This window comes from uncultured Leptotrichia sp. (assembly GCF_938036635.1).
Classification (GTDB): Bacteria; Fusobacteriota; Fusobacteriia; order Fusobacteriales; family Leptotrichiaceae; genus Leptotrichia; species Leptotrichia hongkongensis.
Window position 1 is genome coordinate 1 of record NZ_CALHQO010000162.1, and the last position, 12,926, is coordinate 12,926.

The 12,926-nt window shown below is 32.0% G+C and carries 10 protein-coding genes; 3 read left to right on the plus strand and 7 right to left on the minus strand.

Annotation, left to right across the window (positions count from 1 at the left end; translation table 11 throughout):
- The 3 genes from Q0370_RS03110 to cobA all read left to right on the plus strand — a co-directional run.
- A partial coding sequence (locus tag Q0370_RS03110) for a glutamyl-tRNA reductase (protein WP_299572004.1) occupies positions 1–772 on the plus strand: 772 nt, incomplete at its 5' end.
- Positions 769–1,737: a hydroxymethylbilane synthase gene (gene hemC, locus Q0370_RS03115; RefSeq protein ID WP_299572006.1), complete on the plus strand. Its 969-nt coding sequence runs from the start codon at positions 769–771 to the stop codon at positions 1,735–1,737. The genes Q0370_RS03110 and hemC, both read left to right, overlap by 4 nt.
- A complete protein-coding gene (gene cobA, locus Q0370_RS03120; protein ID WP_299572008.1) occupies positions 1,724–3,208 on the plus strand; it encodes a uroporphyrinogen-III C-methyltransferase in 1,485 nt (494 codons plus the stop codon). The genes hemC and cobA overlap by 14 nt, the downstream gene beginning before the upstream one ends.
- A gap of 80 nt (positions 3,209–3,288) precedes the next feature.
- On the opposite strand, the gene Q0370_RS03125 is transcribed toward cobA, so the two are convergent.
- The 7 genes from Q0370_RS03125 to Q0370_RS03155 form a co-directional block, all read right to left on the minus strand.
- Positions 3,289–3,864 carry an HAD family hydrolase gene (locus Q0370_RS03125; protein ID WP_299572010.1) on the minus strand — a complete coding sequence of 192 codons (576 nt, stop codon included), beginning with the start codon at positions 3,862–3,864 and terminating at the stop codon, positions 3,289–3,291.
- Between the two features lie 326 nt (positions 3,865–4,190).
- A complete protein-coding gene (locus Q0370_RS03130) occupies positions 4,191–5,777 on the minus strand; it encodes an ABC transporter substrate-binding protein (RefSeq protein WP_299572013.1) in 1,587 nt (528 codons plus the stop codon).
- Positions 5,778–5,865: 88 nt separating this feature from the next.
- Positions 5,866–7,455 (minus strand): peptide ABC transporter substrate-binding protein, encoded by a 1,590-nt coding sequence (locus tag Q0370_RS03135; RefSeq protein WP_299572017.1) that lies wholly within the window; start codon positions 7,453–7,455, stop codon positions 5,866–5,868.
- Between the two features lie 96 nt (positions 7,456–7,551).
- Complete coding sequence (locus Q0370_RS03140) at positions 7,552–9,141, minus strand: ABC transporter substrate-binding protein (protein ID WP_299572019.1); 1,590 nt, start codon at positions 9,139–9,141, stop codon at positions 7,552–7,554.
- A 47-nt stretch (positions 9,142–9,188) separates the two neighbouring features.
- Positions 9,189–10,787, minus strand: coding sequence for a peptide ABC transporter substrate-binding protein (locus tag Q0370_RS03145; protein WP_299572022.1), 1,599 nt, complete (start codon positions 10,785–10,787; stop codon positions 9,189–9,191).
- Positions 10,788–10,857: 70 nt separating this feature from the next.
- On the minus strand, positions 10,858–11,808 hold the full coding sequence (locus Q0370_RS03150) for an ABC transporter ATP-binding protein (protein WP_299572024.1): 951 nt from the start codon (positions 11,806–11,808) through the stop codon (positions 10,858–10,860).
- Positions 11,808–12,845 (minus strand): ABC transporter ATP-binding protein, encoded by a 1,038-nt coding sequence (locus Q0370_RS03155; protein WP_299572027.1) that lies wholly within the window; start codon positions 12,843–12,845, stop codon positions 11,808–11,810. Before Q0370_RS03155 ends, Q0370_RS03150 begins: the two co-directional genes overlap by 1 nt.
- Positions 12,846–12,926 lie beyond the last annotated feature (81 nt).

Sequence of the window (12,926 nt, forward strand, 5' to 3'; positions counted from 1 at the left end):
GCATTATTTACTGCGGGTGATTTGTGGGCTGGATTCGATAATAAAGGGAGAGGATCAGATTCTTGTACAGCTTAAAAAAGCATATTTTGACGCTCTTGACAAAAATATTACATCTTCATTTTTGAATATAATGTTTAATCAGGCGATAGAAACTGGGAAAAGATTTAGGGCGGAAAGCAAGATAAATGAAAAAAATATTTCACTTGATTCGATAGCTGTAAAATTTATAAGAACAAAATTTGAGAGCCTTGAAAATAAAAAAATATTTGTAATTGGAGTGGGAGATTTGAGCCAGTCAATTCTTGCACTTCTTCACAAAATGAACAATTGCCATTTGACAATGACAAATAGAAGTTTACGACGATCAATTGAATTGCAGAAAGTGTATCCAGATGTTCAAACTGCAGAATTTAATGAGAAATATAATGTTATAAAAAATATGGATATTGTAATAAGTGCCACTTCTGCACCACATTTGATTCTTGAAACAGCGAAAATTCAAAATATTTTGAATGATGGGAAAAAACGGTTTTTCCTTGATTTAGCGGTTCCTAGAGATATTGAGGCAAGTATAGGGGAGTTTGAAAATGCTTCGCTTTATCATTTGGAGGATATTTGGGATGAATATAATAAAAATGTGGAAAAGCGGGATGAAATTGTAGAAAAATATTCTTACATTATTGAGGAGCAGCTAAAAAAAATAGCGGAAAAACTTGAAAAAAGAAGAAAATATACAAATCAGAAAAATATTGAGATGGGTGAAAATGGATGAAATCAAATAAAATAATTATTGGAACTAGAGGAAGCATCTTGGCACTTGCACAAGCAGAAAAAGTGAAGGAAATGCTTATTAAAAAATATGATGAATTAAGAGAAAATGAGAATTTTTGCGAAATTGAAGGACTCGATAAAAAAAGTCCGCTGGAAATAGAACTGAAAGTTATAGTTACAAAGGGAGATAAGGACCTAAGGGACTTTACAAAAATAAAAGGAACTACGCAAAAGGACTTGTTTGTGAAGGAAATCGAAAAGGAAATGCTGGAAAATAAAATAGATTTGGCGGTACATTCGTTAAAGGATATGCCACAGAACACTCCAGAAGGACTTTTAAACGCATGTTTTCCAATGAGGGAAGATAACCGTGATGTGCTTGTTTCAAAAAATGGAAAAAAATTAAAAGAACTTGATGAAAATTCTGTAATTGGGACAGGGAGCATAAGACGGGAAAAGGAGCTTCTAAATTTGCGAAATGATGTAAAAATAAAAGCAATTCGAGGTAATATTCACACAAGGCTGAAAAAACTTGATGATGGGGAATATGATGCGATTGTGCTGGCTGCGGCTGGATTAAAAAGAGTTGGGCTGGAAGACAGAATTACTGAATATTTTGATATAGATTCATTTATGCCAGCACCAGGACAAGGGATTTTGTGTATTCAATGCAGGGAAAATGATAATAAAATACGACACCTTCTGAAAATTATAAATGATGATGAAGTTACAATAATGTGTAAAGCTGAAAGAGAATTTTCAAAAATTTTTGATGGAGGATGCCATACTCCGATAGGCTGTTCATCGGTTATTGAAGGAAATACATTAAAATTAAAGGGAATATTTAATGTTAACGGAGTCAGAATATTTAAAGAAGTTGAAGGAAATAGGGAAAATCCAAAGGAAACTGCACAAAAATTGGCTGAAGAAATAAAAAAAGAGGAGATGAAAAATGAGAAAAGGTAAAGTTTATATCGCAGGAGCAGGCTGTGGAGATGAGGGGCTTATAACTTTAAAATTGAAAAACGTGATAGAAAAAGCGGACTGCATTGTTTACGACAGGCTTGTAAATGAAAATATCTTACAGTATGCTAAGCCTAATGTGGAAATGATTTATATGGGGAAAGAAAATACTGCTGGAGGAAAATTGCAGGCAGAAATAAATAATAAATTAGTGGAAAAAGGTAAGGAAGGACTTGCAGTTCTAAGACTAAAAGGAGGAGATCCTTTTGTATTTGGACGAGGAGGAGAGGAAATAGAGGCCTTGGTTGCTGAAAATATAGACTTTGAAGTAATTCCAGGGATAACTTCTTCAATCGCTGTGCCAGCTTATGCTGGAATTCCTGTTACTCACAGAGGAATAAACACTTCTTTTCATGTGTTTACTGGACATACCCAATTTAACGGAATAGAACTTGATTTTCCAGTTATTGCAAAATTGGAAGGAACTTTGGTCTTTTTAATGGGATTAAGCAATCTTGAAAAAATAACAGAAAACTTGATAAATAACGGAAAAAATCCGAAAACACCTGTCGCAATAATAAAAGATGGAACAACGACAAGACAGAAAACTTACACAGGAACATTGGAAACAATAGTAAATACAGTAAAAGAACATAATGTAAAATCGCCTGCCATTATTTTGATTGGAGAAGTGGTGAATTTACGGGAAAAAATGAAATGGTTTGAGAATAAGCCGTTATTTGGGAAAAATATTCTTGTTACAAGAAATAGGGAAAAACAAGGAAATATATCAAATAAAATAAATGAACTTGGCGGACAGGCTTTGAGCCTTCCATTTATTAATATAGAATATGTCGATTTTGAAATGCCTGATTTGAAGGAATACAGTACCCTTTTATTTAACAGCATAAATTCTGTTATTGGATTTATGCGAAAAGTAAAGGATATCCGTGCTTTAGGAAATGTTAAAATAGGTGTAGTAGGAGAAAAAACTGCTGAAGAAATTGAAAAATATAAAATAATTCCAGATTTTTATCCAGAAGAATACACGGTAGAAAGACTGGCAAGTGAAAGTGTGAATTTTACTAAGGAAGAGGAAAAAATACTGTTTATAGTATCTGACATTTCTCCAGTAAATGAAAAAAAATATTCAGATTTATACAACCGAAATTATGAAAAACTTGTAGTATATAAAACTCAGAAAGTTGAAGTGGAAAAGGAAAAAGCAGAAAAATACATAAAAGAAAGCGACATTTTAATGTTCTTAAGCTCATCAACCTTTAATGCCTTTGCTGACAGCATAAACTTAAGTGAAAATGAGGAAATAAAAGAAATTCTGAAAAATAAAGTTATAGCATCTATTGGTCCTGTTACTACAAAAACTATTGAAAAATATGGATTAAAAGTAGGAATAGAGCCTAAGAAATATACTGAAGAAGGATTGTTTGAAAAAATATTAACAACACTAAAATAAAGATAGTAAAAAAAGTTCTAGTCAATAAAGATTAGAACTTTTTCATTTATAAGGAAGGTAAATTTACCTTTTTTATATTTTTACTCAATAATAATTTTTTTGTTTTTCAATTTTTCTGAAAAATCTAGAATATCATTTACAACTACAGGATTTAACCCTGTTTCTTCAAGTTTTTCCAAACTTTTCATGCCATAGCCTGTTTTTATTAAAACGGGAGTAACCCCCAGTTTTTCTGCTGGAATCAAATCAGTTGGCCTATCGCCTATCATAAAGGAATTTTTAATATCAATATTAAATTCATTTATCGCCAGTTCAAAATTACCAGTATTCGGCTTTCGGCAATTACATTCAATACCATATTTTCCAGTTCCATTTGGATGGTGTGGACAAAAATATGATTTTTCAATCTTTATCCCATGTTTTAGCAAATCTTTTTCAATAAAATCCTGTAATTTTAAATAGTCTTCTTCTGTGTAATAGCCTCTCGCAATTCCAGACTGATTTGTTATAATCGCAAATTTATACCCTAAATCACGTAATTTATGAAGTCCTTTAATTACATTTTTTTCGTATTCAAAATCTTCGATTTTATATAAATATGATTTTTCTACATTTATTACGCCATCTCTGTCCAGCAGGATAAATTTATTTTTCATAAAATTATATTCCTTTTTATTAAGATATTCACTAATTTGCTTTATATTAACCTTCATTTAAATAACAAATTTATTACAAACTTTTCTAATAAAGGGTATAAATCTTTACTGCAAGATAAGGATTTGCGGCTACGAAAATAAAAAAGTTGAATGATTATGAATTAACTGTTGAACACCCCTATTATAAAAATTTATTTTCATTTTTAAACGAGGTTTAGTATTAAATTTGTTGAATTTTATTATACAATCTATTTTATAAAATAGGTTTTAAAAGAATTGCTCAATCAAAATTGTAAGGGCATGTCGTGTGATGCCCTTACGTTAAGTTAATTCATTACAACATCTCTTATAAAGAACTCTCCACCAATTGATACAAATCCTAGATTTTTAACTTTTGGATTTACTAAGTAAAGTTTTTGTTTTTGGAATAAGATTGTAACTGGCTGTTCTTCAGAGATAAGTTTTTCCATTTCTAGCATTGCAGGAACTCTTACTTTTGGATCAGCAGAGCTTTTTACAATTTTAGTTAATTCGTCATATCTTGCGTTTTTGAAATCTCCACGGTTGTTTGCATTTGTGCTTTCAAATAAATCTAAATATGTGATTGGATCTAGGAAATCTCCAGTCCAGTTCATAAGAGCAACTTGATAATCACGTTTTTTAGTTCTTTCAACACGTTCCTTACCTGTTACAACATCCAGTTCGACATTTGCTCCTAAGTTATTTCTCAAGTTTTCTTGAATGTATTCGACAATAGCTTTTCTGCTTCCTGTGTCATTAAATAAAATTTCAAATCTTGGAAGTTCTGTTAATCCTTCTTCCCTAAGTCCTTCTGCTAGTAATTTCTTAGCTTCTTCAACATTGAATTTAGGCTGGTCAGTTGTAACTTCCTGTGCAAAATCTTTTGCAATACCGTTTAGTCCGATTCCAGTTGGAGTGAACGCTTTAGTCGCTTTTTCAGAGCCTTCAAGAACTTTGTTTATAAGTTCATCTCTATTTATTGCCATAGTTATTGCACGTCTTACTTTTGCATTTTTAAATACATTTTCTTTTGTGTTGAATAGTAAGTAGTAAATTCCACCATCATCAGCTTTTACAAGTTCTGGTTTTCCAGCAAATTCTTTTGCTTGTTCAAAAGTTATAGCAGTTACATCAACTTCTTTGTTTTTAAAAGCATTAACAGCTGAATCTGTAGCGATTATTTTTAATACGACATTGTCAGTTTTTACATTAGATGCGTCCCAGTAGTTAGGATTTTTTTTGAATTTTAATTCTGAGTCGTGAGTCCAGCTTTCCATAGTGTAAGGACCGTTTGAAATTGTGTATTCAGCATCTGTAAAGTATTTATCCTTTACTTCGTTGTAGAATTTTTGGTTTAACGGCATAAATGATTTGAACGTAACTAAATCATCAAAATATGGAGTAGGTGCTTCCAAAGTTACTTGTAATGTTTTATCATCAACAACTTTTATTCCAACTTCATTTTCTGAAGCTTTTTTAGAATTGTATTTTTCTCCATTTTTTATTACAAATAACATACTTGCATTACTTCCTGCTGTGTCAGGATTTAATCCACGAAGCCATCCAGCTTTAAAGTCCTTTGCAGTAACAGGATCTCCATTGCTCCATTTCACACCGTCTCTTAAATGGAACGTCCAAACAAGTCCGTCTTCTGATTTTTCCCATTTTTCAGCAATACCAGCAACAGATTTTCCAGTCTTGTCTTTTCTTAAAAGACCTTCTAAAATTAATTCATCAACAGTTCCACCAGGAACATCTGTTGTTATTTGTGGATCAATTGATGATGGTTCAGTTACTATATTTAATGTAAATGTATTTCCATTGTTTCCATTTTTACTTCCGCACGAAAGTACAAACATTAGCAATGTCAATATCAAAAACAGTTTTTTCATTGATTTATTTCCTCCTATTTTTAGATATTTTTCTAAAATTTTAAACTACTAAATAAGGGGTATAACACGATACCCCCTATAATTTAACTTATTTTAATGATAGATTTCCGAAATAGTATTCTCCACCAATTGCAACAAATCCAAGTCCTTGAACTCTTTCATCAACTAAATATTGTTTTTCTCTGTGGAAAAGTACACCAACTGGTAAATCTTCCGCAACTAATCCTTCAAGTTTAACAAGTGCAGGAATTCTGACATTTTGATCGGCTGTACCTCTGACAGTTTTAACTAAAGCATCATATTGAGGGTTTTTATATGAACCATAGTTAGTTCCACCTGTTGATTCAAATAAATCTAAGTATGTAATTGCGTCAGGATAATCTCCAGACCATCCTGCAAGAACTAAGTCAAAGTTTTTTTGTTTCATTCTTGAGAATCTTTCCTGAGCAGTTATTATTTCCAGATTTAATTCAATACCTAAATTTTTTCTTAATTGTTCCTGAATGTATTCTGCAATAACTTTATTATTTCCACTTTCATTAATTAGCATTGACATATTAGGGAATTTTGCTGCTCCTGTTTCCTTCAGTCCTTCTGCTAATAATTTTTTAGCTTCCGCAGGATTGTATGTTAATGTTGAAGTAGGAACTTGTTCTGTAAAGTCCTTGTCATTTAATCCTTTTATTCCTATTCCTTTTGGAACAAGAGTTTTTGCTGCTGTTCCATATCCATTTAATACATTTTTTACTAAACCTTCCCTGTCAATTGCCATAAGAAGAGCTTTTCTAATTTTTACATTTGCTAGTGTTTTGTTGTTAAAGTTAAATAATAGATACCATACTGATCCATCATTATTTGAAACCATTTTTGGATTATCCTTAAATCCTTTTGCTTGTTCAGCTGTAATTGAAGTTACATCTACTTCCTTGTTATTAAATGCATTTAATGCTGAATTATTATCAGGTATTATTTTGTACACAATATTTTCAACTTTTACATTAGGCGCATCCCAGTAATTAGGATTTTTTTTGAATATAATTTCTGAGCCATGTGTCCAGCTTTCCATTGTGTAGGCACCTGAAGATATTGTTTTTTCAGATTCTGTAAAATATGAATCTTTTGTTTCATCAAAGAATTTTTGATTTAATGGCATGTAAGTTTTGAATGCCACAAGGCTGTCAAAATATGGAACTGGAGTTCCAAGTTCTACTTCCAAAGTTTTATCGTCGATAACTTTTATTCCAACTTCTTCTGCAGTTCCTTCTTTTTTATTATATTTTTCTGCATTTTTTATTGGATAAAGCATATATGCATATTCAGAAGCTGTTTCAGGTTTTAATGCACGAAGCCATCCATTTTTAAAGTCTTGGGCAGTAATAGGATCACCATTGCTCCATTTTAGATTGTCTCTTAAATGAAATGTCCATTTTAATCCATCAGCTGATTTATCCCAGCTTTTAGCAAGTCCTGGTTCAAATGTTCCATTTTTTCCTTTTCTAGTCAATCCTTCCATTAAAAGATCGTTGACAGTTCCTCCACCAATATCTGTTGATATTTGCGGATCAATAGATTTTGGCTCATCCGTCAGATTTAAAGTAAACGTTTTGCTATTTCCGCCACTTTTCCCGCAAGAAATAACGAAAATCAGCATCATTAACATAGCTAATATTTTTTTCATGATAGTTTTCTCCTTCAAAATTTTATATTAAATTTATTGAATAAATTATTATCTTTTTCATAATAACTTCCCTTCCTCTATAAAAATTTTTTTTGATTATTTTATATAAGTATTATCCAAAACGAAGTCTTTTCCTATTGGACTAAATACAATGTTATGAACTCTTGGATTCAATAATTTTGTATTTTGTCTATAGTAAAGTAGTCCCACAGGCATATCTTCTGCAATTATTCTTTCCATTTCAATCATATTCTTAACTCTTTCTTCCTGATTTCCAGAACTTTTAACTTTTTTCACAAGTTCGTCGTAACGAGGATTAGAGTAATCTGAAAAATTATTTCCATCTTTTGTCAAGAATCTATCTAAGTAAGTGATTGCATCGTTATAATCTCCGTTGTAACCTGCAAGAGCAATTTCATAGTCTCTGTGTTGCATTTTATCTAGTCTTGATTGGAATGTCATTCCTTCAATTTTAAGGTTTACTCCTAAATTTGTTCTTAAACTTTCTTGAATATATTCAGAAATAACCTTATTATTTCCAGAATCATTGAAAATCATTGTCAAATCAGGCAATTTTTGTAATCCTAGCTCTTTTAATCCTTCTGCTAGCAATTGTTTTGCTTTTTGTGGATTGTAAGCTGGGAAAATTTTTCCTGCTTCTTCAGAGAAATCTTTTGAAATACCGTTGATTCCAACACCTTTTGTTGTATAAGTGTAAGCGGCTTCTCCTGTATTATCAAGTACATCTGTAATTAATTTTTCTCTATCTACAGCAAGTGATAAAGCTTGTCTAATTTTTTTGTTCGCAAGAACTTTATTTTTCATGTTGTATGTCATATACCAGACAGAACCGTCTTTTACAAGCAGTTTACGTTTGTCATTCTTAAATTCCTTAGCCTGCTCAACAGAAATGTTTGTTGAGTCAATTTCTCCATTTTTAAAGGCATTTACGCTGGCATTAGGATCATTTATAAATAATATCTTTATAGATTTTAATTTAATGTTATCTTTATTCCAGTAGTTTTCATTTTTTTCGAATACGATTTCTGAATCTCTTGTCCAAGATTTTATTATATATACACCTGATGAAATTGATGTTTCAGGAGATGTCATATATTTTTCTCCTACTTTATCATAGAATTTTTTGTTTAGAGGAGCATAAGTCTGAATTCTTACAATCGAATCAAAGTAGGTAAGAGGATTGTTCAATGTTACTTCTAGTGTGTAATCATCGATAACCTTTATACCAAGCTGATTTTCATCTTTAATTTTCCCTGCATTAAATTGTTCAGCATTTTTTATGTAAAATAATTTATCTGCATATTCTCCTGCTGTTTCAGGTTTTAATGCTCTAACCCAACCATCTCTAAAGTCTTTTGCCGTAATAGGATCACCATTGCTCCATTTTGCATTTTTTCTCAAGTGGAATGTCCACACTGTTGAATTTTCGTTGTGTTCCCATTTTTCTGCCACACCAGGAATAGATTTTCCATCTTCTGCCTGTCTTGTTAATGTTTCAGCAATAAGTGAATCTACAAATTCTCCCGTTGAATCATTTGCAAGCTGTGGATCATAAGATTTCCCTTCTTCTTTTAAGTTGAGCTTTAATGTTTCAGAATCTCCACCTTTTCCACAGGAAATAACGAAAGCCAGTAATATTGTAAAGATTAGTAATATTTTCTTCATACTTGCACTCACCCTTTCTTTTACTATATTAAATTAGTAAATTAAAATTATTTTGTAATATAAGCACTATAAAAGTCTACAGAATCTCCAACTGAACGTAAAACAACACCTTTTAAGTTAGGATTTATTAAATATACCCCTACTTGATAGTAAAGTGCTGAATATGTAAAGTCGTCTGATAGTAATTTTTCTGCTTTTTTCATCGCATCCATTCTAGTTTTATTATCTTGGTTAACTTTAGCCAAGTCAATTAATTTGTCATACTCAGGATTTGAATATTTAGCAAAATTAAGATCTTTTGATTTTGAGTGGAAAATTTCAAGGTAAGTCATAGGATCTGCATAATCAGGTCCCCAACCATATCTTACTATGTCAAATTCTCCAGCTTTTGCACGTGCGATTCTTTCTTTAGTAGTTAGAACTTCCACTTCCACATCAATACCTAATTTTTCTTTCCATTGAGCCTGGTAAAATTCAGCTTCTTTTTTACCAGTTCCTTTTTCGTCAACAGTTAATTTTAACTTAACTTGTGCAGGAGTAATATTTAATTCTTTTAATCCCTCATCAAATAACTGTTTTGGATTAGTGTTTGAGAATTGTGCAAATAAATCTCCAGCTTCTTTTCTAAAGTCACCTTTTTCCCCAGCATTTCCAAGTGCAACAACTCCTGAAGCAGGAAGTCCTACTCCATTTAGAACACTATCAACAAGCTGTTTTCTATCTATTGCAAGAGATAATGCCTGTCTAATTTTTATATTTTTTAATACAGGATTTGAACGATTAAATCCAAAATAGTATACTCTTCCATCAGGAACTGTATGTAATTCAGGTTTTCCTTTGTAACTTGCCATCTTTTCTACAGAAATTCTTGTTAAATCCAACTCTTTATTTTCAAAGAAATTTGTAGCTGCGTCAAAATCTGCTACAATTGTTGCTGTAAGAGTGTCTAATTTTATATTTTGAGCATTCCAGTAATTAGGATTTTTCTTCATTACTATTTTATTGTCGTGTACCCATTCTTTCATAATGAAAGGTCCATTATATATAGATTTATCAGCATCTGAAGCATATCCTTCAGGATTAGCAGCCAATGCTTTTTCATTAACTGGGAAGTAAATTGGCATAATTAATGTCTTTATAAAGTATGGTGCAGGTTTTGATAAAGTAAATTCAAGTGTATAGTCGTCTTTTAATTTTACTCCAACTTGTCCAAAGTCTTTTATAGTTCCATTATTAAAGTTCTCTGCATTTTCAATGTAGAAAGTAAGTATTGAATATTCAGATTGAGTTTTAGGATCGATTCCTCTTTTGATTCCGTTAAAGTAGTCTTTTCCTGTAACAGGATCTCCGTTGCTCCATTTCATTCCTTTTCTGATTTTAAATGTCCATACTTTTCCGTCTTCTGATTTAGTCCAGCTTTCAGCTCCAGCAGGAACAACTTCATTTTTTTCATTTAGCCTTACAAGTGGCTCATAAGTCATATTTGCAACCATAAATCCACTGATATCAGTTAAAACTTGGGGATCTAAAGATGTTGGTTCAGCTTCAATGTTAAATGCTGCTGATTTACCATCATTGCCAGATTTTCCACAAGAGATGATAAACATTGATATAAGTAAACAAAATACTAAAAAACTTTTTTTCATAATTTTGATATTTCCTTTCTAAAATTTTGATTTTTTATAAATAAATTATTTTGAAACATTAAAATATTTTTTAAATAAGTCCTTTTTCCTTTAAGAAAGAAGTTTCCACAAAGTGTCCTGGCTTATATTCTGTTAATTCAGGAGTTTTAGGGATAATACCTATTTCAGAAGCATCTCCCATTGGACTTCTTAAATATGATTCTTCCATATCAATTTTTGTTGTCTTCTTGAAATCAGGATCTGCTATTGGTACAGCGGAAATAAGAGACTTTGTGTAGCTATGAACAGGGTCGCTGTAAACAACTTCTGGAGTTCCTAGTTCTACTACTTTTCCACGATACATAACTGCTACTCTGTCTGAAATATATTTTACCATTGACAAATCATGTGCGATAAATAGTAAAGTCAAATTTCTTTCTTTTTGCAAGTCCTTTAATAAATTTACAACTTGTGCCTGAATTGACACATCCAGAGCTGAAATTGGCTCATCACACACTAATACTTCTGGATCAACTGCTAATGCTCTTGCAATTCCAATTCTCTGTCTTTGTCCTCCAGAAAATTCGTGAGGGAAACGGCTCGCATGCTCCCTGTTTAGTCCAACAATTTCCAAAAGGCCATAAACTTTTTCCATTCTTTCCTGTTTTGAAGCTGCTAGTTTGTGAATATCAATCCCTTCAGCAATAATATCTCCAACAGTCATTCTTGGATTAAGGGAAGCCTGCGGATCTTGGAATATCATCTGAACTTTTTTTGTGAATTCTTTTCTTCCATAATCTTCTATAGGTTTTCCATTAAATAAAATATCCCCATTTGTCTTTGTATAAAGTCTGCTGACAGTTCTTCCAAGCGTAGTCTTTCCAGAACCTGATTCTCCTACAAGACTTAGAATTTCACCTTTGTAAATGTCCATTGTAACATTTTCTACAGCCTTTAGTACTTGTCTTTTTTTCATTGGAAAATATTTTTTTAAATTTTTCATTTCTATTAATTTTTCTTTTTTGATTTCATTAGATGACATTATTTCCCCTCCTCTTCTCTGTTATCTGCTTCCTGCTCAAAAGGAGATTTTACTTTTGGAGCACCATCGACATAAAGCCAAGATTTTACAAGGTGCCCATTTCCTAAATCAATCATAGGAGGTTTTCTTTCGTAGTCAATTTTCATTGCATATTCAGAACGTGCTGCAAACGGATCTCCTGCAGGCGGTTTTAATAAATCTGGCGGAGTCCCTGGAATAGAAGCCAGTTTCTCTCCAATTTTCATATCCAGTCTTGGCAATGATTTTAAAAGTCCCCAAGTATAAGGATGCTTTGGATTTTTAAATAGTTCTCTTACAGGAGCTTCCTCTAATTTTTCTCCAGCATACATAACAACTACTCTGTCAGCAGTTTCAGCAACTACTCCTAAATCATGTGTTATAAGTATTACAGCAATGTTCAGTTCTTTTTTCAGTTCATTTATCAAATCTAGAATTTGTGCTTGGATTGTAACATCCAAAGCAGTTGTTGGCTCATCACAGATTAACAAGTCTGGCTCGCACGAAAGTGCAATGGCTATAACTGCTCTTTGACGCATTCCTCCAGAAAATTCATGTGGATATTGATGAAATCTTTCTTCTGGTTTAGGAATTCCAACTTTTCTAAGCATTTCAACAGCTTGTTGCTTTGCTTCTTCCTTTGTTACATTCTTATGAATTAAAATCCCTTCCATAATCTGCTTTCCAACTTTAATTGTTGGATTAAGCGATGTCATAGGGTCTTGAAATATCATTCCTATTTTTCCGCCACGAAGTTCTCTCATTCTTTCTGGAGAAGCCTTTACCAAATCTTCCCCATCAAAAAGAATTTCTCCATTTTTTATTTCTCCTGGCGGCATTGGTATCAATCTCATAATCGTCTGCACAGTAACTGATTTCCCTGAACCAGACTCTCCAACGATTGCAAGTGTTTCTCCACGATCCACAGAAAAGTTAATACCTCTAAGAGCTTGAACTTCCCCAGCATATGTATTAAAAGAAACACTCAAGTCTTTTACTTCTAATAATTTTTTTCCCATTCTCTAATCCTCTCTGTATTAATATGGATTGTTTTTACATAACTTTTATAACTAAATACCTTTTCTTTATTAACTCTATTT